At 45.9% G+C, this 24,430-nt stretch carries 16 protein-coding genes and 1 other RNA gene; 10 read left to right on the top strand and 7 right to left on the bottom strand.

Going from position 1 to position 24,430, the window contains the following annotated elements; translation table 11 throughout:
- Window positions 1-2: 2 nt before the first annotated feature.
- Genes aroA through gyrA form a run of 6 tightly spaced genes read right to left on the bottom strand, consistent with a single transcriptional unit; the run spans window position 3 to window position 8,223 of the window.
- Window positions 3-1,292, bottom strand: coding sequence for a 3-phosphoshikimate 1-carboxyvinyltransferase (aroA, locus tag ACYQ4O_RS00480; protein ID WP_308513478.1), 1,290 nt, complete (start codon window positions 1,290-1,292; stop codon window positions 3-5).
- On the bottom strand, window positions 1,270-2,175 hold the full coding sequence (locus tag ACYQ4O_RS00475) for a prephenate dehydrogenase (protein ID WP_308513479.1): 906 nt from the start codon (window positions 2,173-2,175) through the stop codon (window positions 1,270-1,272). Before ACYQ4O_RS00475 ends, aroA begins: the two co-directional genes overlap by 23 nt.
- Window positions 2,176-2,192: 17 nt before the next feature.
- Entirely contained in the window at window positions 2,193-3,293 is a 1,101-nt protein-coding gene (gene hisC, locus ACYQ4O_RS00470) for a histidinol-phosphate transaminase (RefSeq protein WP_308513480.1), read from the bottom strand.
- Window positions 3,290-4,426 (bottom strand): prephenate dehydratase, encoded by a 1,137-nt coding sequence (gene pheA / locus ACYQ4O_RS00465; protein WP_308513481.1) that lies wholly within the window; start codon window positions 4,424-4,426, stop codon window positions 3,290-3,292. Before pheA ends, hisC begins: the two co-directional genes overlap by 4 nt.
- 10 nt (window positions 4,427-4,436) lie before the next feature.
- Window positions 4,437-5,501 carry a 3-phosphoserine/phosphohydroxythreonine transaminase gene (gene serC, locus ACYQ4O_RS00460; RefSeq protein WP_308513482.1) on the bottom strand — a complete coding sequence of 355 codons (1,065 nt, stop codon included), beginning with the start codon at window positions 5,499-5,501 and terminating at the stop codon, window positions 4,437-4,439.
- A complete protein-coding gene (gene gyrA / locus ACYQ4O_RS00455) occupies window positions 5,494-8,223 on the bottom strand; it encodes a DNA gyrase subunit A (protein WP_460174425.1) in 2,730 nt (909 codons plus the stop codon). Before gyrA ends, serC begins: the two co-directional genes overlap by 8 nt.
- Before the next feature lie 140 nt (window positions 8,224-8,363).
- On the opposite strand from gyrA, the gene ACYQ4O_RS00450 reads away from it, so the two are divergent.
- The 9 genes from ACYQ4O_RS00450 to ACYQ4O_RS00410 all read left to right on the top strand — a co-directional run bounded on the left by ACYQ4O_RS00450 (window position 8,364) and on the right by ACYQ4O_RS00410 (window position 19,242).
- Window positions 8,364-8,651: a HigA family addiction module antitoxin gene (locus ACYQ4O_RS00450; protein ID WP_308513484.1), complete on the top strand. Its 288-nt coding sequence runs from the start codon at window positions 8,364-8,366 to the stop codon at window positions 8,649-8,651.
- Between the two features lie 597 nt (window positions 8,652-9,248).
- Window positions 9,249-9,887: an OmpA family protein gene (locus ACYQ4O_RS00445; protein WP_066591050.1), complete on the top strand. Its 639-nt coding sequence runs from the start codon at window positions 9,249-9,251 to the stop codon at window positions 9,885-9,887.
- 45 nt (window positions 9,888-9,932) lie between these two features.
- Entirely contained in the window at window positions 9,933-10,583 is a 651-nt protein-coding gene (locus ACYQ4O_RS00440; RefSeq protein ID WP_460174424.1) for an HAD-IA family hydrolase, read from the top strand.
- Window positions 10,584-10,633: 50 nt separating this feature from the next.
- The gene (locus ACYQ4O_RS00435; protein ID WP_460174423.1) at window positions 10,634-16,081 is read left to right on the top strand and encodes a DUF748 domain-containing protein; all 5,448 of its coding nucleotides are present in this window, start codon (window positions 10,634-10,636) and stop codon (window positions 16,079-16,081) included.
- 50 nt (window positions 16,082-16,131) lie between these two features.
- Window positions 16,132-16,497, top strand: a transfer-messenger RNA (tmRNA) gene (gene ssrA, locus ACYQ4O_RS00430).
- 747 nt (window positions 16,498-17,244) lie between these two features.
- Window positions 17,245-17,547, top strand: coding sequence for an outer membrane protein assembly factor BamE domain-containing protein (gene bamE, locus ACYQ4O_RS00425; RefSeq protein WP_460174422.1), 303 nt, complete (start codon window positions 17,245-17,247; stop codon window positions 17,545-17,547).
- Between the two features lie 305 nt (window positions 17,548-17,852).
- The gene (locus ACYQ4O_RS00420) at window positions 17,853-18,245 is read left to right on the top strand and encodes a hypothetical protein (RefSeq protein WP_460174421.1); all 393 of its coding nucleotides are present in this window, start codon (window positions 17,853-17,855) and stop codon (window positions 18,243-18,245) included.
- Window positions 18,242-18,823, top strand: coding sequence for a hypothetical protein (locus ACYQ4O_RS00415; protein WP_460174420.1), 582 nt, complete (start codon window positions 18,242-18,244; stop codon window positions 18,821-18,823). The genes ACYQ4O_RS00420 and ACYQ4O_RS00415 overlap by 4 nt, the downstream gene beginning before the upstream one ends.
- A gap of 83 nt (window positions 18,824-18,906) precedes the next feature.
- Window positions 18,907-19,242 (top strand): transposase, encoded by a 336-nt coding sequence (locus ACYQ4O_RS00410; protein WP_460174419.1) that lies wholly within the window; start codon window positions 18,907-18,909, stop codon window positions 19,240-19,242.
- A 243-nt stretch (window positions 19,243-19,485) separates the two neighbouring features.
- On the opposite strand, the gene ACYQ4O_RS00405 is transcribed toward ACYQ4O_RS00410, so the two are convergent.
- Entirely contained in the window at window positions 19,486-22,533 is a 3,048-nt protein-coding gene (locus ACYQ4O_RS00405; protein ID WP_460174418.1) for an autotransporter family protein, read from the bottom strand.
- Window positions 22,534-22,957: 424 nt separating this feature from the next.
- Between ACYQ4O_RS00405 and ACYQ4O_RS00400 the strand changes: the two genes are divergently transcribed.
- Window positions 22,958-24,427 carry an FAD-dependent oxidoreductase gene (locus ACYQ4O_RS00400; protein WP_460174417.1) on the top strand — a complete coding sequence of 490 codons (1,470 nt, stop codon included), beginning with the start codon at window positions 22,958-22,960 and terminating at the stop codon, window positions 24,425-24,427.
- Window positions 24,428-24,430: the final 3 nt, after the last annotated feature.

Raw genomic sequence — 24,430 nt, 5'->3', positions numbered from 1 at the left:
GCTTACTCCTTAATGACCGAAGCCAGTCTTTCAAAATAATCCGGGAATGTCTTGGCCACGCAGCCCGGGTCACGGATTTCTACTTCAACGCCGCCGGCTGCAATCAAAGACATGCACATCGCCATGCGGTGATCTTTATAGGTATCAAATGTAGCGCCCTGCAGTTTTTCAGGCGGGACAATTCTCAGCCAGTCAGGGCCCGAAGTTACTTGACAGCCCACTTTTCTCAGCTCTTTTGCCATCGCCTCGATGCGATCGGTTTCTTTAACGCGCCAGCTGCCGATTCCTCTCAAAGTTGTCGGGCCTTCGCACATGGGTGCGATAGCGGCAATGGTCATCGCGGCATCCGGAATCTGCCGGAAATCTTCATCAATTCCTTGCAGCTTCGGACCGTAGATGGAAGGAGCGGTCTTAATCCAGTTTTCTCCGCGGGTAACCGAAGCACCGGTTTTTGCTAAATACTCAACAAACGCCGCGTCCCCCTGCAGACTGTCTCGGCCTACGCCTTTGACAGTAAGCGGACCGACAAGAGCACCTAAAGCAAGGAAGTAAGATGCACTCGAGGCATCTGCCTCAACCATCATTTCTCCCGGAGAAATGTACGGATGAGACGGAACAACGTAGGTTTCTACATCGATTGTGACGATGACGCCGAAACGTGCCATCAGCTTGCATGTCAGAGACACATAGGGAGAGCTAACCAACTCGCCGTCAATCACGATATTGAGGCCTTGAGCAGGTGCCACCAGCGGAGCAGCCATTAAGAGGCCCGAGGCAAACTGACTTGAAACGTTTCCTTTAACGTGCACGACATCGCTCGTAATTCGTGTACTCGGATAAATCTTTAACGGCGGAAATCCCTGCTCTCCCAAACAAACGATTTGTGCGCCGATGGAGTTCAGTGCTTCAACCAAATGTCCCATCGGTCTTTCACGCATTCTTTGAACGCCGTCTAAAACGTACTCTCCGCCGGAGAATGCCAGGACAGAAGCCAGCGGCCGCATGGAAGTTCCGGAATTGCCTAAGAACAAATCGGCTCTTTTAACCGGGAAGTTGCCGTCGCAGCCTTCAACGATGACTTCATCGCCGTTTTGTTCAAGCTTTACTCCCAATTCTTTGAGCGCGCCGATCATCATGTCGGTGTCTTCAGCAACAAGCAGATTCTTTAAATGCGTTGTCCCTCTGGACAACGCCGCTAAAAGAAGAGCACGATTAGAAATGCTTTTTGAGCCGGGAAGGCTCACCGTCCCCCCGACTTTCTTAATGGGTTTAATGACTCTTACTTCTTCCATCGTCTTTTCCTGGATCTTGTTTACTGGCAGAAAACACGAGTCCTCTGCGGTTTTTCATGGCGTTTTCAAAGCAGGCTTCAAGCTTTTGCGCATCTGAGTTGTCAATGGCTTCTTGAAGTTCTTCAAGCTCCTGTCTATACCGCTTCAGCTCTTTAGATATCGCCGCGCGGTTGCTCAGGCAAATATCACGCCACATTGCCGGAGAACTGGCCGCGATTCTGGTGAAGTCACGGAATCCGGCCCCGGCCATACCGAGCTTTTCCTTCGCATATTTTTCTTTGGTAATCATATCTACCAATGCGTAGGCAAGAACGTGCGGTAAATGGCTGACCGAAGCAAAGATAGCATCGTGCATCTCAGGAGACATCACTTTGATCTTCGCGCCGGCTTTGGTCCATGCATCTTCAATAAATTTAACCTTCTCCGGATCCATTTCATCGGTCGGCGTAGAAATGACCCACTTGTCGTTGAATAAATCCTTCGTGGCGTAAGCAACGCCGGGCAGTTCTCCGCCGGCAATAGGATGACCCGGCGCATATTGGCGGAATTTCTCTTTGAGCCCTTTTCTGGCCGCCTCAATTACCGTCATGCGCGTTGACCCGACATCGGTGACGACTGCGTCCGGCTTGAGATAGTCTGCTAAATCAGAAAATACCTTTTCCATCGCTTGAACCGGCACGGCCACGACAACAATATCTGCGTCTTTTACGGCTTCCGGAATGGAAGTGGTCCAGCTGTCTGCCGCTCCCATTTCCTTAGCCAGCTTCAGACTTTCCTCCCGGTGTCCGCAGGCGATAACTTCATCGACCAACCCGGCCTGCTTCCAGCTCAAAGCCATTGAGCCGCCAATCAGACCGAAGCCGATAACTGCCATTTTTGTCATTCTTTCTGATTCCTTGCTTACAGAAGCTCTTTCAACTCTTCTAAAAATCTTTCGTTTTGCTCTTTGGTACCAACTGTCACTCGGATCCATTCAGGCAAATCGTAAGAATTCATCTTGCGGACAATAATGCCCTTCTTTAGAAGTTCTCCCACAATCTTAGCCCCGTCTCCGACTTTGACCGTGATGAAATTTGAATGAAGTCCCATGTAGGGGAGTCCCAATTCATCAAAAGCTTTAGCAAGCTGTGCAATGCCTTCTCTATTGTTTTTGAGCGTTGTTTCCAAAAACTCCTGATCTCCTAAGGCTGCGATAGCAGCAAGCTGTGACAAATCGTTCACGTTGAACGGATGGCGTACACGGTTGATAAGCTCAAGCAGCTCCGGCTGAGCAATGCCGTAACCGACGCGGCAGCCGGCCAGGCCATAAGCCTTGGAGAAGGTCCTGGCAATAATAACGTTCGGGAAGCGTTTAACGATTTCCAATGAATCCGGCTGGAGTTCTTTCTCCAAGAATTCAACATAGGCTTCATCAAAGAGCACAACGACGTTAGAGGAAACTTTTTCTAAGAACTCGATGATTTCTTTTTCCGACAAATAAGTTCCTGTCGGATTGTTCGGGTTAGTTAAGAAGATTAAACGAGTATTTTCGTCGATCTGTTCAAGAATTCCCAGCAGGTCGGCATTGTAGTCGTCAGTTGCCGGAACCTCTCTGGTCTCTGCACCGCAGAGCTTAGCAACCATCGGATATAAGGAAAAGCTGTACTGCGGGATAATCGCATTTTTGCCTTCGGATAAAACGGTTTGGGCAGTTAAACCCAACAATTCACTCGAACCGCTGGTAATCACAAACCAGTCTTGCGGCAGACCGTATTTCTCGGACAAAGCCTTCTGCAGATAGCAGGAGTCTGCATCCGGGTAGCGGTTTAAGTTCAATGCTGCGTGAGCAATCTTATCTTTGACCTTTTGAGACATGCCGTAGGGATTTTCATTGGCCACGAGCATGATAATTTCACTAGGTTTCAGACCTAACTCAGCAGCCAATTCTTCAATCGGCTTGCTGGCAACGTATTTATCTAAAGCTTGAACCCATGCAGGAGTAGAAGTTGCAATATTGGTCACAGTTTTGCTCCGGTATTGTGTTTCGGTCCGAAATCCTCTTCAACGGGATAAGACCCTAAATTTTTAAAAAATGCGCATTCGTCTTTCAAATCGTTCAAGGCGCGGCTGATGTCCGGGGATTTGCAATGCCCTTCAATATCAATGTAGAAGTAGTACTCCCAGGTCCCGCTTCTTGCCGGACGGCTCTCAAACTTGGTCATCGAGACATTGTGATAGTCAAGCGGTTTTAACGCGTGATAAATCGCACCGGCCTTATGAGGAACGGAAATAATCAGCGAAGTTTTGTCTTTGGCTGGGGCTTTGGAAGGCTCGGTGCCCTGCTTTGCCAGCACCACAAAACGCGTACGGTTGCCCGCGTCGTCCTGAATATGCTCAAATACCGGCTTCAACCCGAATGCTTCGGCAGCGGTTTCACCTGCAATGGCCGCGATGGTCGGATCTTCAGATGCCTTTCTGGCGGCGTCTCCGTTGCTTGCTGCAGACATTCTCGGCAAATCCGGGACATTGCTGTTGAGCCATCCGACGCATTGACCTAAAGACTGAGGATGAGAATAAATTCTCGTGATGCCTTCAAGCGTGCCGGACTTTGTCAGCAGATTATGATGAACCGGAACGGATACTTCGGCGATAATCGACAAGCTGGTTCTGAGCAGAGCATCGAGGGTACGGTTTACCGAACCTTCCGTGGAGTTTTCCATCGGCACGATGCCGAACTGCGCGGTGCCGGCTTCAACTGCGCGGAAGACTTCTTCAATCTGGTCGCAGGCAATCCCTTGAATGGATCGGCCGAACTGCTTGAACATCGCCATCTCGCTGAAAGTTCCGCGAGGCCCCAAGAAAGCGACGGTCGTCTTTTTCTCTAAGGAACGGCAGGCACTCATAATCTCCTTGAAGATGCTGGAGATCCCTTCGGGCTTGAGTGTCCCGTCGCTGTGGTTTACAGCCATCAAAATAACTTCGTTTTCTCGCTCGGGACGATAGACGGGAGAATCGGTTTTGCCTTTAATTTCTCCGATTTTTCTGGCGTTCTTCGCTCTTTTATCCAGCAGTTCAACGATCTGAGCGTCAATCTGATTGATTTCTTCTCTCAGAGGCTGGATTTCTTTATCTGTGGAATGGGATTCTTGAGACATTGGGTCCTCTTCAGTGAGAAGCCTTGAAATCTTTCATAAACTCGGCCAATTTCTCAGTCGCTTCAATCGTCACGGCGTTGTACAAGGAAGCTCTCATGCCTCCGACAATGCGGTGTCCTTTGATGTTGACGATGTTTCTTTCTCTGGCTTTAGCGAGGAATTCATCATTGAGAGATTCATTAGCCAAATTAAACACGACATTCATCAAAGAGCGGCTGTCTTTTTCGACCTGATTTGTATAGAAACCGTCTGAGCCGTCGATCACGTCGTAAAGCATGGAACTCTTAACTACAGAGCGGCGGTGCATTTCTTGGACGCCTCCCTGGGCTAGAAGCCATCTGGAAACCAAGCAGGAAACATAAATCGCAAATGTCGGCGGTGTGTTGTACATCGACTCCGAATTGGCATATGTCAAATAATCCAGCATGGAAGGCGTTGTCGGAGAACAATTGCCCAACAAATCTTTCTTGACGATGACAACGGTAAGTCCCGCCGGCCCGAAATTCTTTTGTGCACCGGCATAAATCAAGCCGTACTTAGAAACATCGACAGGTTTGGACAAAAAGTCGCTGGACATATCGCTCACTAAAATAGCATCGGACTGCGGCACATAGTGGTACTGAATGCCGTTGACGGTTTCGTTGGAGCAGTAATACAGATAGCCTGCCCCGTCGGACATTGCGATTTCATCTTGTCTCGGAACCCTGTTGACAACTCGGGCGGCTTCAGCTGCACCACCGAGTTTTACCGCTTCTTTGAAAGCCTTTTGCGACCAAACGCCGTTGACCAGATAGTTGCCTGTGCCGTAGAAGTTGAAATTAAGAGGAACCATGGCAAATTCCATGTGACCTCCGCCCTGTACAAATAAAACTTCGTAGTCTTCAGAGATACCGTAGAGTTCACGCAGGTTCTTTACGGTTTCATAATAGATGCCCATAAAGTCTTTGCTTCGGTGGCTCATCTCCAGAACGGAAATGCCCGTCCCGTTCCAGTCGGGAAGTTCCTTTTGAACTTCCAGTAAAACTTCAAGAGGCAGCGGGGATGGTCCCGGTGCGAAATTCAGAACTCTATTCATCCTTTTTCTCCTCGTCATCGATTTCTTCGATGATTTCACCGGCGATGATCTCATCATCGCGTTTTTGGATTTCTTCCTGCTTTTCTTTTTCTTCTGCGATGGCTTCGCCTTCGAGCTGCTTAATTTGGTCTTCAGCAGAGCCGTCATCGTTTTCCGTAACGCGTTCTACACCGATGACTGTGACGCCCGGATCCATGGAAATTAAACGAACGCCTTGAGTATTTCTGCCCAGCACACGGATTTCATTGACTCGGGTTCTTACCAGTTTGCCGGCAGAGTTGAGCAGAATGATTTCATCATTGTCATTGACGAGCAAGGCGGAAACGACTTTACCGTTTCTTTCGCTGGTTTGAATGGAAATCATGCCCTTGGTACCGCGGCCGTGACGAGTGTAGTCATTGATAAGAGTACGTTTGCCGTAACCGTTTTCAGTAACGGTCAGGACGGTTACGTCTTCATCCTGGGCGACAAGCATCGCGATGACCTTGGAGTCGCCTTCCAATCTCATGCCTCGAACGCCTGTTGCGGTTCTGCCCATGCTGCGGACATCTTCCTCGGCGAAACGGACAGCTTTGCCTTCATCGTTAAAGAGCATAACGTCATGAACACCATCGGTGATAGCGGCGCCGATCAGATAGTCGCCTTCAACAAGTTTAACGGCGATAATGCCGGCCTTTCTCTGATTCTTGAAATCGCTGATCGGTGTCTTCTTAACTGTACCGTTGGCTGTTGCCATAAAGACGTACAAGTCTTTTTGGAAGTCCTCGTCGGAGATCGGAAGAACCACGGAAACTTTTTCGTCGTTAAGTTCGAGAAGGTTGACGATAGGACGGCCCTTAGAATTGGAAGAACCTTCCGGCAAATCCCAAACGTTAAGCCAGAACATTCTGCCCTTATCGGTAAAGCAAAGAAGAACGTCGTGGGTCGTAGCAACGAAGAGCTTGCTGATGATATCGCCTTCTTTAACTTCTGTCGCTTTTCTGCCTTGACCGCCTCTCTTTTGAGCACGGTATTCAGCGGAAGCCTGACTCTTGATGTAGCCGGTATCGGTCATGGTAACAACCATTTCGCGAAGCGGAATCAAATCTTTAGTCTTGAAGTCTTTGGCGTCGGCAACGATTTCGCTTCTGCGGGCATCGCCGTAGCTTTCTTGAACTTCACGCAAATCAGCAGCAATCTTCTGCTGCATCAAATCGCGGTTGTTGAGCAAGGTGACCAACTGATGAATCTCCTCAGCCAAGTCTGCATAATCTTTTTCGATGCGTTCATGCTCCAAGCCGGTTAATGTCTGCAGTCTTAACTGCAGAATGTTCTTGGCCTGCGCACTGGTCAAGTAGTAGGTACCGTCAGGCTGCAAGCCTTTGGTTAAGTCTTCTCCTTCCGGACGGAAATACTTCGGCTCGAGTTTGGTTCTGGAAATAAGCTCTCCGACCAAAGCAGACGGCCAGGATCTGGCCAACAATCTTTCTTCAGCTTCGGCTCCGTTAGCACTGGTCTTAATCACTTCGATAAATTCATCGATGTTGGCCAGTGCTACGGCCTGACCTTCCAAGAGATAAATCTTGGAGCGAGCTGTCTTCAACTGGAACAAGGCTGCACGGGTCGTGACTTCCCAGCGGTGGTTGATGAAGGCCTCGATGATTTCTTTGATATTAAGAAGCTTAGGCTGGCCGTCTACCAAGGCAACTAAGTTAATGCCGAAGCTGCTTTCCAATTCCGTCAGTTTGTAGAGGTTGTTAAGAACAACTTCCGTATTAGCGCCTCTCTTTAATTCGATAACACCGCGGATACCGTCTTTATCGGATTCATCACGAACGAAAGAAATGCCTTCAATCTTCTTTTCTGAACCGAGCTGGGCGATTTTTTCCAGCATCTGGCTCTTATTAACCTGGTACGGAATTTCTTTAACGATGATGGCTTCTCTATCGGTGCCTTCGATTTCTTCAATTTCCGTCTTAGCACGGATAATAGCTTTGCCGCGGCCGGTTCTGTAGGCTTCGCGAATGCCTCCTAAACCGTAAATGATGCCGCCTGTCGGGAAGTCAGGAGCCGGAAGCAGTTCCATGATTTCATCGATAGTGCAGTCAGGACGGTCAAGTACTAAAAGACAAGCATTAATGGCTTCAACAATATTATGAGGAGGAACGTTAGTAGCCATACCCACGGCAATACCGGCAGAACCGTTAATCAAGAGTGTAGGCACTCGGGTCGGAAGAACGGTCGGCTCCACTTCGCTGGCATCGTAGTTCGGCACGAAGTCAACGGTCTCTTGATCAATGCCGGCAAGCATATCGGAAGCGATACGGGTCATTCTGACTTCGGTATAACGCTGAGCAGCCGGGCTGTCACCATCAACCGAACCGAAGTTTCCTTGCCCGTCGACTGTGCAGTAACGCATGGAGAAGTCTTGGGCCATACGGACGATAGTTTCGTACGCAGCTGCGTCGCCGTGAGGATGGTATTTACCGATGACGTCACCGACCACACGAGCTGACTTTTTATACGGACTGCGGTAAGTATTGCCGAGTTCGCTCATGGCATAAAGCACACGGCGGTGCACCGGCTTTAAACCGTCTCTGACATCCGGCAGAGCACGTCCCATGATCACGCTCATGGCGTAATCCAAATAAGAGGTCTGCATCTCGTCGGTCAGATTTACTTTCTCGTAATGAGTCTCGAGAATGTCGCGGATATCGTCTTTATCTTTAGGTGACTTGGCCATCTAAATATTCCTTCTTACTTATATACAGATATAGTGAATCCGTAGATTTTAATTTAGATAAGCCTTTAAATCGCTCAAAAATAGCATTATTTTGTTTTTATAATATCGTCTTGCGATAGTATCGTTATGAGTAAGTATTTATGAATGGTCGAATTGTTCACCCAGGAATTATTTTGAAGCAGTCTTTCTTAGATCCGCTCAAAATCACGGCTTACCGATTAGCTAAAGAGACAAAAATCAGTCAAACAAGAATCAGCGAGATTATTCAAGGCAAAAGAGCTATCTCTATAGACACAGGCTTAAGGCTTTCCAAATTCTTTCGACTTGATGACTCATTTTGGCTGCAAGCTCAAATGATCTACGACATTCAAAAAGCAAAAGAGAAATTGGAAGAAGAGATAGAAAAGATTCGGCCTTATGACGCCTAAATGATTTCAAATATTGAATCGAATTCCGTCAATTCGGGCATTTTTATAAAGTGAGAATTATTCGCAATAAGAGTTTTGAAACAGTTTTTCGGAAGCAAAACTTTACTAGGCACAACAACCGCTCTTTGTAAAAGAATCTTCTTCCTATTCAAGGAATTAAGACTCTAATATCACTTTTCTTCCTATTTGCCAACAAACATAATTGCTACTTTTAATTTCCAAAAGCGTTACAATCCGTTTCCGTTAGTTGGCATCAAAAAAAGTGCTGACTCTTTTGTTTTCGGCATAGGTGCTTCTCAAGCGTTGCCCGTTTTGGAGGTCGAGGCAGATCCAAAATGTTTCGTTAGTACACAATTACAAACAAGATGTTTTGGATGGAAAAATTTTACTGTTGTTTAGAAACAACAGTAATTTTCGAAATTCACGGAACGGAGGCGCGACTCTCGGAAAGAAACGCTATGTCGTGGCAAAATAGTGAGTGTGAGATACTATGGGCGGCTAATTTAGTGCGCCGTTTGGTACACTCGATATTGATTACGGCCGTTCCCTATAAAAATGCCGTATCATGTTGTTTTATCTGCATCAAAGAGGAAAATGATGAATACAAAGACAAAAATCGGAATGCTTATTGCTTCCCTCGCAATGGCTGCTTCCGGCGTAGTTTGTTCAGCTGATGCGCCTGCAAATCCTTACGTTCAGGCCGCTGGCAAGACATTGAAGACAGCCTACGGTTTGTGCGTTCGCACTGGTTACTGGACACCTGCTCTTGCTGAAGCCCAGGGCGCTCTCGGCCAGAACTGCGACTGCGATACAGACATCATCAAATGTGAAGCCGGCGCTGAAAAAGTTGTTCTTTCTGCTGACACACTCTTCGCTTTCGACAAAGCTGTTCTTAAACCTGAAGGCAAGGCAATGCTCAAGGAACTCACAAGCCGTATGGCTGGTTTGAACCTCGACGTTGTTATGATCAACGGCTATGCTGACCGTATCGGCGGTGCTGCTTACAACTTGAAGCTCTCCGATCGCCGTGCTAACGCTGTTAAGGCTTTCTTGGCTGAAAACGGTGTTCCAGCTGCCCGCATCCACGCTGAAGGTAAAGGTCAGGCTGATCCGGTTGTTGATTGCCCGAACCCATCCAAGGCTGGCGAAATCAAGACATTCCAACAGTTGATCAACTGCTTGCAGCCTAACCGCCGCGCTGTTATCGAAGTTGTTGGTACACGTCCGGCAAAGTAATGCATAACTAATGCGTACAGGGACCTGCGGGTCCCTTTATTTTTTATGACTCCAGAAATCTTTCTTTTTGACTTTGACGGTACGTTGGTTGATTCTGCTCCTGACCTTGCAGCAGCAGCCAATCATTTACGCCTGGTAAGAAACCTTCCTCCCGTTCCCTACGACAAACTTAAGGTGACCGCCTCCAGCGGAGCCAGGGGTCTGATTAAAGCGGCCTTTGACATGGATCCGGACTCTCCGGGTTACGACGAAATAGTCAAGGAGTTTTTAGATTACTACCAGAACCATTTAGCTGACCACAGCGGCCTCTTCCCCGGAGTGCGTGAACTTCTGAATTGGTTTGATGCTAACTCGATAGTTTGGGGCGTAGTTACCAACAAACATGAACGCTTTACTTACCCGCTTATTGAAGCATTGAGGATCCATCCTCATGTGGTTGTGTGCGGAGACACCCTTCCGGAAAGAAAACCTTCTCCTCTGCCCTTGATTTACGCCGCAGAAAAAGTCGGTAAAGACATCACCAAAGGCATTTATTGCGGAGACGATAAACGCGATATCACGGCAGCGAACGCTGCTGAATGCTTCAGCATTGCGGCCCAATGGGGATATCTCGGAAAAACCTATCCGATTGAAGAGTGGGGAGCCGATTTAATCATGCGCAATCCGAGCGAGCTAATTCGTTTTCAGATCCCCTAATTTGCCATACTTAAGACAATCTTTTGGTAGAAAAATAATAAGGGGTTGTCATGGGCAAGAAACTGTATATTACCGGGGGTATAGTCGCGGGCTTAGTTTTGGTTTATGCAGCCGGCGGTTTCTGGGCCATTCCAGCGAGCACCAACTGGGCTCTCAAAAAATACGTTGATCCTTTGCTTGACCGTGAGGTCACAACGGAGAAAGTGGAATTTAATCCGTTTACTCTGCATTTGAACGTCAAAGGACTCAATGTTCAGAAATCAGGCACCCCGGACGCCCTTCTCCACATCAAAGAAATCGATACAAAGCTGAAATGGACCTCACTTTTCAAGCTTGCTCCTCTGGTTCAGCATTTCAAAGTTGACCAGCTTCAAGCCAACATCGTTCGCACCGGATTAGCAACATTTAATTTCTCGGACATTATTGATAAGTTTGTTAATCAGCCCGAAGAGCCAAAAGAAGAGGACAAGGACAAAAGTCCTCAGAAGTTCAGTATTGACAACTTCGAGATTATTAATTCCGGCGTCAAACTTGACGATAAATTCAGAGGAAAAGTAGACGAGATAACGGATCTTCAATTCGCGCTTCCTTTGATTTCTAACTTTGAGACTCAGGCGGAAAATCCGATTACTCCGAAACTGTCTCTTAGATTTGACGGCGAACCTTTATCTATTGATGCTCAGAGCCTTCCCTTCTCGATTTCGAAGAAGACGGGGGTTGATTTTGAGCTGAAGTCGCTGAATCTTTCCAATGCCGCTTCCTTTAACCCAGTTCCGCTGAATGCTCACATCGTCGGCGGCACGGCAGATGCAAAACTTAACTTAGCTTTTGCGAATGAAGACGCCAAGATCCATGAAGTTAAGCATTTGCGTCTCAAGGGTCAAATCACAATCAATAATCTTGTTGTTCAGGACGATGTCAATAAACCGTATGACGTCTTGAAGGTTAAGAGGATTGATGCAAATCTGAAAGAATTTGCGCTTTTTGCGCAACGTCTCGATTTCGGGGAAATCAAAGTTACGGATCCGGACGTTGTAGTGACAAGAAATACTGACGGATTAAATCTCGCGATTTTGGCTCAGAACATTATCAAAGAAGATGATTCCTCAAAGTCTAAATCTCAAGATCGGGCATCTGCCACAACCGAGGAAGCAGCAAAAGAAGCTAAAGAAACAGCTTCGGCTCCAACAGCTAAGCCAGAATCCAAAGTTAGTGCCGAAGAGTCTGCCACGGCTGAAGCTAAACCGGAACCTACGGCTCCTGTGACAGCAACCGAGAATAATGGAACAGCCCCTGCAGCAAAGGTTACTGAAGCATCAAAACCAACTTCGGATGCCAAAGCTCAAGCTAATGAAAATGTTGAAGCTGCTTCCGAAGAAACAAAACAAAAACCGGAACAATCAACTAAGTCAGAAACGAAGACTGTACAAGATAAGTCCGATAAACAACCCGTAGAGCCAAACAAGGCTGAAGCAAAGCCGGAAGACAAACCTGTTGCCGAGGCCCCAATGAAAGCGGCTGACGTTTCTACGGCAAAACAAACCGCGGAAACTGCAAAATCTCCTGTTCCTGCCAATGCAAATGAGAAGACAGAGCCAGCAGCAAAAGCCGAATCAGCACCAACTTCTGATCTAACAACTCAACAAGCTTCCGACAATACCGCTAAGCCGGAAAGCAAACCGAAGACTGAGCCAACTTCTGAAGCCGAAAGGACAGAAACCCCGGCTATTGTTGGTAAAGAGTCTGGTGAAACTCAACCTGCTCGTGAAGCTAAACCGGAAACACAAGAAAAAGCCGAACCGGCGGTCAAAGCTGATGAGAAAGCAAGTCCTGAGGAACAGCAAAAAGCCGTTCCCGATACGGAACCAAAATCTGCTTCCAATGATGTAGCCAAGACCGAAACCAAGCAGGATACAAAGGCAGCGGAACCTGTGAAGAGTGAAGCTTCCGTCCCGCCAGCTAAGGAAACTGCTGCCGCTGAGTCTGCCACATCGACCCAACCGGCAGCGCAGAAAGCAGAAGCTGCCGCGAAGGCCGACAACCCTGCAGTTCAAAACAAAGCAATTAAATCGGCTCCAAAACCTGCTGTAAAGACTTCTCCAAAGAAAGAACCTAAACCAGCTTCGAAGGCTGCATCTAAGCAAACAGCTCCATCTCGGCCTGTTGTCAGTGCGGCAGAATCGGCGGTACCCGCTCCTCAGAGCAACGTCATCAGAGAAACAATCGAGTACATTCCGCAGTCTGCCCTGCCGGGAAGCTCTTCACCTGTTCAAACGCAGCAGCAGGTTCAGCCGGCTTCAGACGCACCTGCAGCAACCTCTTCCGAACCGGCACAAGAAACGGTCGTTCCCGGAGCAACGTTTATTCCGCCCGGAGAAATAAAGGAAACGGTCACACCGCTTTCTCAACTTAAGACAGCTCCTTCATATGCCAGAATTGAATCGGTTCGGGCATCAGCCGGATCAGGTACTAGCACTTCTGCCGCTGTAAACCTTGTTAACTATCTCTTGACTCCTGCTTCAGCTCAAACCTCGGACAAGGCTGAACCTGCGGCCGCTGAAGAGGCATTAAAAGTTTCTGAGATGTCGAACAATGAAGTGGTGGCCCCAACTGGACTTGAACCAGACAAGTCAAAGGCAGAAACTTCTTTGACTGCGCCGGAACCTTCGGAAGCTAATAAACCGGATACTCCCTCGCAGCCAGCTCCACAGAACGCTGAAGCTGAACCAAAGGCTTCTGGGGAAACTCAGGCTGCCAGCCCAGCTCCTCAGACAGCTCAACCTGCGGCCCAGCCTTCTGGAATCCAAGCAGACGCCCCAGCTCCGAAAGCAGAAGAAACCACCTCGGCTCCTCAGCAAACACAACCGGAAGCCGAATCCGTCGCCAAGACAAACGTTGAGCAATCAGTTCCCGCTGCACAATCTGCAGACTCAGGAACGCCATCTGTTTCCAATCAGCCTACGTTGAACTCAGCTGAAGCAACCGAGCAGCCTGCTTCCGAGCCTCAGGCAAACACTCAAACAGCTGAAACCGCCGCTCCCGGTTGGTATTGGAATTTCGATAAGATTTCCGTTGTAAACGGAACGGTTAACTTCACTGACAATACGGTTAAATTCCAACAGAACCTTTCAAATATTAATGCAACCGTTTCTTCTCTTAACGGAGAAAAAGGAAGCAAAGCTAACTTTGAAGCTAATTTGAATGTTCTTGACGGAAATGTTGAAGCAAAGGGTGACGTAAGTCTCACGCCGTTGGTAATCAACATTGAAGAAACCACAAAAGATCTGAATATTCCTAAAGTAATGCCGTACATCAGCCCCTTCGTGGCTGCCAAGATTAACGACGGCAAACTTTCTAATCAAGGCAAGATTACTCTTGATTTAAGTCAGGCGACCCCTAACATTGGGTTTACAGGAAGTGCGGGGGCGTCTTCCGTTGCTGTCGCCGATGCCAACAATGCTCAGGTCGCTAAATGGAATTCTTTGAATGTCAGCAATATCGACGTGAAGAGCGGAAAGAATATTTCCGTTGCTTTGGGCGATATCGCATTGGCAGGACCCTCTGTGAACGTTATTAGGTTCTCCGATGGTACCTTTAATTTTGACAAACTGACTAAGAGCACTCCCTCGACTACACAAGCCTCCGCTCCTAAGACTGCGGCTAAAGCCGAACCTGCTCCTGCGGTTTCTTGGAGTATTGGCAAAGCCACGGTTTCCAACGGCCAGATCCAATTTAATGACCAAACCGTTAACTTCAACAAGACCATTTCTAACCTTGCGGCTACGGTTTCGGGGCTGTCTAGTCAGCCCGGTACATCCTCAGCCTTTACAGCATCTTTCGGAGCTCTTGGCGGGAGCTTGAATGCATCCGGATCCTTCAACCTTTCTCCGTTCAAACTTAACCTGAAAGAGTCAGTTAAAGGACTCCATCTCGCTGAGTTAACTCCTTATATCAAGCAGTTTACAAACGCCCACGTCGTCAACGGTCAATTAGCAAGCCAAGGCGATGTTGTGGTGAAATTAGGAGGCGCGGCTCCGGACATTACCTTCAATGGAAATTCTGAAGTCACTTCTATTAACTTGACGGATGCACAAGGAACACCTTTTGCTAAGTGGCAAGATCTAAAGGTAACGGGCATTAATTTCTCAAGTGACTCAAATCTGTCCCTTGTCGTTAAGAACATTGCCTTATCATCTCCTTCTTTCTATATTGCAAAGAGTGCCAAAGGCAAATTCAATATCGAAACTTTGGTTAAGTCAGAGAGTAAAGGCTCTGCAAAATCAGCCACCGCTGAAACAAAGACAACTGTTAAAACAAGCAGTACTAAATCCGCGGGCACCTCTTCGGGACTTCCTAGCATTACGCTGAACAAGATATCCATTAACAACGGTTCAGTCTTCTACAGAGACAGCGCAATGGAACCGGAATTCACTCTGCACTTATCTGCACTTAAGGGAAGTCTTACAGACTTTACGACGGCAAAAGGAACACCAGCTAACTTAGATGTCACTGGCAACCTTAACGGAACGCCTATAAGCGCTAAAGGCTCTATTGCTCCGTTTGCTAAGTCATTATCTCTAAACTTAGATGGTTCTGTCACTTCTCTGAATATGCCGATCCTCTCACCGTACTCGGTCGAATTTACGGGCTACCCGATTAAACAAGGTCAAGTGACTTACAAGGGTGCTTATAAGATTGACAATGGAGAACTAACATCCACCAATAACATCGTCATTAACCGTCTTGAATTCGGAGCCGTTAGCCCGAAAGCAAAAGAAACTTTGCCAGTTGGCTTAGCTGTCTCTCTGCTTCAAGACAGATCAGGACAAATTGATTTGAACCTGCCGGTTACCGGTTCGTTGAACGATCCTGAATTCTCCGTTGGCGGCATTATTGTCAAGGTAATCGTCAACTTAATTACGAAGGCTGTAACGGCCCCGTTTGCTCTTATCGGCTCCATGTTCGGAGGAGAAAATCTTGATTTGAATAATCTTGCCTTCGTAACGGGATCGGCCCGAATAAGCGACCAGACTGAAAAAGCTCTAGCCGTTGTCGGCAAAGCCATGACCGAAAGACCAGGCATCAAGATTCAAATTACCGGTATCGGCAATACTGCTCTGGATGAAAAAGGTCTCAAAGAAAAACGCTTAATGAGACAGATGATCTTCTCCATTTATCGCGACAGTACAAGCTCTACGGATGCGAAGAAACTGACACCGGTTCAAATGAACCAAGCCATCAGAAATCTCTTCAAAGAAAGCGATGCTCCGAATAAGCCGAAGACAGATAATCCTCAGGAAATGATGGACTTCTTGCTGCAGAACATCAGAGTACCAACGCAAGATCTTCAGGAATTGGCTACTCGAAGAGCAGAGGCCGTCAGAAATTATCTGATTAACAAAGAAAAGATTAAACCTGACCGCTTATTTGTGGTAGCGGGCGATGTCATCGACAATGCCGGAAATACCGCAGGAGTGAAACTCGAACTTCAGCAATAAAAAAACTTGACAGGAAACCCCGCATGAAATACACTGGAATATTAGCACGTGGGGGCGACCTGGTTTCGACAGGGGTCATGAGATGATTGGACGCGTGCCGAGGTGTGAGTTCCTCGCTAAACCACTTACGAAAAATCAAACGCCAACGATGAGCGTTTCGCTCTCGCCGCTTAATTAGGCGAGACGCTGCAACCGGTTCGCTTTTAGATCGGGCTGCGAAAGCAGCGGCAGCGACATACTATAAAAGCTAGTCAGTTTTGGAGTTGTGACGAAACTGGCGAAATTCAGCAACTGGCTGTTATCCGGCATCGCTAATTTGCAGAGATAACAGTGAGAACTAAAATGAATTAGACACGCACGTAGAGGCTGTTGTTGATAACTTCTGGACGCGAGTTCGATTCTCGCCGCCTCCACCAGAACCGATTTGATCCGAGACAAAAAATCTCGGATTTCTTATTTTTAAATCAAACGATTACAAACAATCCTTCTCAATTTAAAATTTTTAGATATCCCCCTCGATTTCGATGTATTAGCTGGGTTGAAAGCTGGGTTAAAGCTGTTTAATTTTTAAAGCTCATAAATCGAACTGTTTTATTTTTAGGTCGAACGTTTTTCTGTTTTCACCGTCTCAAATTAGATAGCGTTAACTAAATCAAACTTCAAAACGGCTAATACAGAATCAAAAACAACCGGAGACGGCAACCATATCATCAGAAAGCAAAGGGGCGGAAAAGAGCCGGCGCTGAACGCAACTCCCTCAAAGTAAACTTAACGGATACACTCAATTAGGCTCAGTGCACCATTCAACAGAGACGCAGGTGTATCGGAGTCCGAATACTAATCATTTACTTTCTCAATTCTTCAAAGACAGCGGCGGCAGCGCCTTCTTACGAAATTTATTTTTCCAATACTTTAATTCCAAAAAACTAATGCAAAGCTAACTAACTACATTAGAAACAGCGCTGCCGACAACCACGGTAAAAACCAGGCTTTGAATTTGTTAACGAAAACAAGAAGACTTATTAAAGAAAAGAATAAAAGGCAAGCGTAAATAATTGCCATTAAGAACCTAGAGACACGGCTGAGTGTTTAAGACCTCAGCCTCTATCGTTATATACTTTTTTGATACATCCTTACTTAACCACTTCCAAGAGAGAATAAGCATGAAAAAATTTTTACTTATCCCTATCTTCTTATATTTAATTGGTTGCGCCCAAATCGGAAATACTGAAGTAAATCTTCAAAAAGCCGAAACAATTAAAGTAGGTATGACCTATGAAGAAGTTGTAGAGATCATGGGAAAACCATTTATAGTTCAGAAATTTCCCGACAATAAAATGGTCGCTCGATGGAGTCAAACTAAAGCCAATATTTTTATGAGAAATCCTGAACATAAAAGCGTCGATATGGGCTTCAAGGATGGAAAATTTGTCAAACTTCTTGGCATAAGCGAAACTAAAGAATAACAAATTAAATCTTGTAAATTCGTTTCTTTCCTCACATTCCGGAATTCCTATTTAACTTACGAATTCCTAACTGTATAGATAATTCTCTACTCACGATCACGCTTTGAATTTGTTAACGGAAAGATAGAACAACTTATAAAAAAGAAGAAAGAGCAGGAGTAAGTATTTTCCACTCCAGACTAGAGACAAGGCCGAGAGTTTTAGACCTCGGCTTTTGTTTTTGTGTTCATCATATAAGCCCCAAACGCTCTATAGGGTAAAATGTAAACGTTTGTTATTATCAAACTGGAATTATGATCATGAAAATGCTAGTTTCCTCTTTCCCAAGCACACTCAAAGTCTTTCTTTTTTCATGTGTTGTTTCTCTCGCGGGTTGCGCCTCATCCAATAAGTATATGGCAGATGAAATAATCGACGCTAACAGACCCAACGGCACCGTAGATGTTGGTTTTTATCATAGCGGTGCCCCCCTTTCAGATGATGGACAGAGTGCCAATTGGACACACGCAATAGATGTTGCGCGCAGAATGTGCAAAAAATGGGGATACAACGACGCTGAACCCATTAATAACAGAATTAATTGGGAGGGTCGGGTGAACGGCTATGGATACTTATTAAATGGGAAAATTTGGATGAGATTCTTGTGTACCGGAGAAGAAACCATCAATGTTCAACATAAGCCGGGAGCCTTTAAATGAAAAAATTAGTATTTATCTTTTTTACAAGTTTGCTTGTAGGTTGTGCGTCTAAACCCTCGGTCATTTGGCATCATCCTTTTCCCGCTCCAAATCAGTTCCAACAAATGAGTGAGAGGTGCCAAAAAGAAAATCCTAAGAATATGATTATGCTAGCAGAATGCTATAAGAAGGCCGGGTGGAATCCTTTAAGCATTCAGGAATCGGAAAAATGCAAAAGAGAAATACAATTTGCCCAAGAACTTCTTGAAAAAAAAATTTCCCTCAGACTTCGACATAGATTAGAAGTGACAGCTGGCAAACCAGATTCTGAAGCGGTTTTGTCTGAAAAAGCATTTGATTACATGATAGAGGGACAACAAATTAAGATAAATGGCATTATCGATGCAGTAAATAAAAATAATTCCTGTTACAACGAGAATGGCATGAAAGACTTTAAAGAATTTATGGATGAAAAACAGTCTGAATTGAATTTCCTCAAGCAAAACAAAATAAAGCTACTGAAAAAACGTATCACCGCTTTACAACTAAACGAATTATTCCTTGGAAGATTGGAACTACAGGAAATTTTAGGAAAATAATAGACTCTTCAACAGAGGATTAAGCTTTCATTAGGGTGCTCAGAAAGATAGGGCGGTGCAAAGATCCAAAATCCTGAGATGAGTTGATAGAGTTCGCTCGCAAGTTTCTGTTTGCCATCAACAATAAACACGGCTTTGCTCCGGCGAAAAAGTTTTCCACAATGCTCAAGAGAAGGAAAGCCGGCATTATCTGTGCCGGCAAATACGGCCACAGCTCATGCCAGCTAGAAGAGGCGAACAACAAGATAAAGATGCTCAAACGAAAGGTTTACGGCTGCAGAGACTTCGAGTATTTCTCGCTGAAAATAAAAGGCGCTCTACCAGGGAAGCGTTTCTCGCCACGGGATACGATGAAACGGAGCTACGCGGTACTCACGTCTGGCTTATGGGATACCCTACCATTTCCTCTTAATAGGTGAAGAGCTAATAAATTAAACTCAATCAATTGATTTTATTAAACTTTCGCTTCCTCCCCTCTCCACCAGAACCGATTTTTATGAAGCCCCGCAAGGTGCTTTTTCCTTTTCAAAAACTCCAAAAAATATTAATCCCATGGCCTTCAGACAGCCATGGGACAGTTGCCAGGAATCTAATGGGACCTTTCTTTTCCTCTGACAGCTGAGATGTTAGAGTCCAAGAGAAGGTTCTCTTAAGGATCTGAATTAGAACTGATAAAGGTATCTAGCTTTCAAATTCTGATCGACACGACCGTCATTGCCGCCGCTTACGCCATAAGAAAAACTCAATGCATGATTGCCTTTTGCGGCACTCACACCAACTCTGCCCGTGTACAGCGCATCCTCGGCGATTCTGGTTTTAAACGAATCTCCAGCAGAACTGTTTTCCAGAGCAACAGTATGTTTGACCTTCTTATCGCCAAAAGCCGGTGCGACCTCAACGTCCACAAACGGTAAAATATCGGCTCCGCAGGACGCCTTTAAATTTACATTAAAAGCCACACCAACCGGTGTTTGAACCAAATTTGATTTTTCAAAGCTGTACTTAAAACCACCGGCAGAGAAACCATCCATATCCACATGCAAGTAACGAAGCCCAACATGCGGTGTCACTTGAATTGCTTCAGAAATAGCAATAGGCTTTTCTGCTCTGACTTCCGTCGAAAATGCTTTTACCTTCGGTTTTCCTTTGTAACCAGTCTGCGTGATCTCATTAGTTGATTCAAGATAGCCTACTGTGCCAACTACGTCCGCATACCCGGCGCTCCAAACGCCATATGCGTTCAAACCCCAGAAGTCAACATTATTCTTCGTCCCGGCGCCTGCTCCTTGACCCCTAACGGAGCCTTTACCAAAGTTCACGGAGGCACCTGCCGCCACACCGTTACCGAAGGCATAGTCCGAACCAATCGTGATAAGGCTCATGTCGCTCTTATAGCCGTACGACTGAGAACCCGCAGCCAAGGAAGAGGCTTTGCTGAAAGAACCATTAACATCAATCCAAAGATCTGCACCGGTTTTTTCATGAGTTTCTGAGGCTAAAACAGAACCGTGACGAGTAATAGTGTCGCCGATGAGAGAGGCAGTATTGATGGAAATGTTCTGAGCGCCGCTTGCCGTGCCCATTAACGCAATCTTATTGATCTCCGCAGTCGCTTTTTCTAAAGTGGTCCAGCTAGTCAATGCAACCAATCGCTTTGCACCAAGCCCGTTGGACAAGAAAGATTCATTCAGAGTGTTTGAAAGCAGAGCGCTTCCATTAAACACTGTTTCTGCCTTCTCCGTCACGATAGTGTTATCAACAACTTTCTTTAAGAGATTGTCAGTGGCCAGAGAATAGTCTTTTACAGCGTCAGAATCTTTTACGTTAAATACTACTGTTCCATCAGCAACTTTTGTTGAATTTACCACGTACACAGAGCTGTCTTTGCCAGCAGATACCTCATCCACGTTAACCAAAGGAGACGAACCGTCATAGTCTGCATTCGGAAGGATTAACAAAGTTCCGTTGCCGTCTAATGTAATAGATGAAGCAGCCTCATTGGAGATGCTGTCTGCCAAGCTTCGCGTTGCTGCTGCGGGTTCAGGAGCATTTCCTAAATTAATGCTGCCTGCAATTACAGTTCCGGCAGACAAGAGTAAAGTCGGTTTTGCACTGTTGGTAAGTAGAGCCTTTGCAGTCTTAGCTTCCACTCCAATCGCCACGTTCCCTTCCACGTTCAGTGTGCCCGTCCAGTTGTTTACACCGCCGTCAATAATTAAAGTAGAAGAAGACAAAGCATTGACCGTTCCATTGCCAACCAAAGCATTGTCTGCTTTAAGCGTTGTGAAACCACCGAATGTTACAGAGGTCCCCTCTCCTTCTACTCTCAGCGCAGTAGAAAGATTGTTTTTTGAAACGGCTTCAATTAAGGTATTTGATTCGCTTGTACCGATTGACAGTGCCGCCCCGCCACTAGCGTCAACTGCGATAGCAGACTTATCGGCCTCTGCAGTCACCGTGATACTGGAACCTTCAATCGTAACTTTAGAGTCTCTGGCAAAAACACCGTACACACCGCTGTCGTATTCGGTTTGAGAAAGATCTTTTGCGGACAGAACAACCGTTTTTCCTTGTGAACCTAAGGTCACAGAATTTTCGGGTCGCTCAGAGTTATCTGTTGCATGCAAACCGTTATAAGCGTACAAAGCGTAGGTACCTTCTAAACGAGTGTAAAGCGGATTTTTTGTGTACTCATACCCGTGCTTTGCTCCAAAGCTTGATCCTTCTACGCTAACGTTTAGGTTTCCTAAAATTTTTAAATTTGAGGCGTTATGTTCCGAATAATCCTTAGGCTCACCTTTGTCATAATCGACATACAAGGAGTCGTTAGAAATACCAACGGCATTCCAATATCCATTTTTTACAACAATTGAAGTATTGGTATCCTCTCCAAATACTGTAGTGCTCTTGTTCTCCAAACCATAGCTCACAGCGAATTCAGTGCCAAGCTTTTCTGCTTTTTCACGGTCAAAAATAATTTGATAGTCTTTCGATTCTGTTGGCCCAAGTTGAATAGTCTGTGAGTAATCTTGACCAACGATAACTTTTACGTTGATATTTTTGGCATTAAAAGTCGCCTTAGTTTCGGGACCTCCTGCCAAGCGAATACCGGCCGTACCGTTACTGTCCAGTGAATCTCCCGAAAATCGGCCGCTACCAACAACGTTAACAGTTAAATCTTCTACAGAAGAGGCAAAAGACACGCTTGAACCATTCAAGTTAATTCCTATGGCGCTTGATCTTCCTACCCCTCCTCCTTCAACAATCGAATTGACGCTAACATTGCCGGAATTATTAAAGTTTTGAGTTGTCGGGTAAGAGTTTAAAGCTTGTGCACCATATGGGCTAACAGCGTTTAAAGTGACATTTCCTCCGTTGAAATTAATTATCGAGGTTTCTGAATTACTAGCGGTCGCCCACGCCGTATAGTCATCGTCAATATCCGAGGCGAAAAGATCTCCTTCTTGAAAAGTCAACTGACTTCCATCGTTATTTACTACGATTGAAGCCCTTCTTGAGGAGATCCCAGTTTTGTCGTTTACTATTACTAAATCTCCAGTAATGACTGAGCTTGTGTCGACAAAAATGGGTTTATCTGTGTTTCTAGAAAACGCAGCTGCATTCACGACATCTACGTTATATCCCACTCCCACGAAAGCAGTTACCACTGCAACCATAACCAAATTTTTTTTGAAACTTCTCTTTTGCATGGCTAGATTTATTGAGTTAAAACTTCGCCGAGTCTAAAAGAAGGTCATGTTTTTTCTATAGGGCAAATATCTTAGGAACCCCCTAGTGGGTGATGATGCGCTGAGTATCAATATGCTAAAACTTTATGTTTTTAATTTTTAGTAACATTCTTGCCATTCAGCCCCCTGCAGCTCCTCCCTGGTTTTAGCGACGGATGATGAAAGAAGAATCTTTTCTTTGATTGTTCTAATTATGTACTTATGTATGAAAAATATTCATCCCTAACCTGCTATTGGCACTCCTGCTTCATACAATTTCAAAAACTTCTGTCACTAAAGTATTAGTTCTCTCTGTCACCTTTTCAGCAATGTACAAAACGGAGGCTCAGTTCAAAATTCACTCATGGATGTGAATCACTTAATCTACAAATACAAGGAGATAACAATGAGCTTGTCCAGGAGACTATTCTTAGGTTCAACTCTTGCTGGTGTAGCAGGAACAGCACTTTCAACGGCACATGCTGGATTTGCTGACTCAAAACAAATTCATTGGGATAAAACTGTTAACGTTGTCATCATCGGTTCCGGGGGTGCAGGTTTAGCAACCGCAGTTTCAGCGGCAGAACATGGCGTTAAGGACATTCTGGTTTTAGAAAAATTAGCTTTTTTAGGCGGGAATACGGCTATCGCCACCGGCGCTTTCAACACTTCTGATCCGAAACAGAAAGAACAGGGAATTAAAGACAGTCCGGAGCTTCATGCAGAACAGACCCTTAAGGGCGGCGACTTCAGAGCCAATCCAACTCTTGTCCATGAACTGACAGAAAACTCATATGAGACCCTGAGATGGCTCGAAGAAAAAGGTGTACGTTTCCAGCCAAAGATTCTTCAGGTTTACGGCGCCTTATGGCCTCGTTCTCACGCAACCGAAGCCAGCAAGGGTTCAGACTACATCCGCGTCCTTTCTAATGAAGCTAAGAAACTTGGCGTTGAAATTCTTACTCAGGCTCGGGTTGTCGACATCATCCGCGAGAAACCTCTAAGCGGACGCGTGTTAGGTCTGGAATATGTCAATAAAGAAGGAAAATCTGTCTTTGTCCGCGCACTAAAGGCTGTCGTCGCCTGTGCAGGTGGCTTCGGAGCCAATAGAGAAATGAGATCTCTTCATGATCCTCGTCTATACAATCTAACAACCACAAATAATCCGGCGGCTTCTACCGGTGAAGTCCTGACGATGATGCAAGATATTGGCGCCGACGTTACAGGCATGGATCATATCCAATGCAACCCAGGCTGCCCTCCGGGACGTAAACTACGCGTAAATATGTTCTCTTGGCCACAGAACATGATCATGGTCGGCTTTGACGGGAAACGCTTTATCGCAGAAGACTCAAGAAGAGACCAGATGAGAGACGCGATCCTTGCATTGCCTAAACAGACAGCATTCTGCATTCAGGATGATTATGGACAAAGTCTGAACAATACAGGTCACCAAAAAGACAACCTCAAAGGTTTGGAGACAGGAGACGCTTGGAGAGCCGATACCTTAGAAGAATTGGCCAAGAAGGCAGGCATCGATCCTCAGAATCTAGTCAAAACCGTTGAAGAATACAACAAAGGCTGTGATGCCGGTAAAGATCCTGGCGGCAAGAAACCTCACAATCTTAGAAGAATTGAAAAAGCACCCTTCTGGGCTGGCTATGCCGGCATGTCCGTTCACCACACCATGGGCGGCGTTGTAATCAACACTGACACACAAGTAATTGATAGGCACGGCAAAGTTATTCCTGGCTTGCATGCTGTTGGGGAAATCACCGGAGGTATCCATGGATCCAACAGACTGGGTGGGAATGCAATTGCTGACGTCTTCACCTTTGGCAGATTAACTGGAATTGCTTTAGCAAACGGCAAATAACAA

It is taken from the genome of Turicimonas sp. TL08, assembly GCF_054660695.1.
This window is presented reverse-complemented; position numbering and strand designations above follow the sequence as displayed.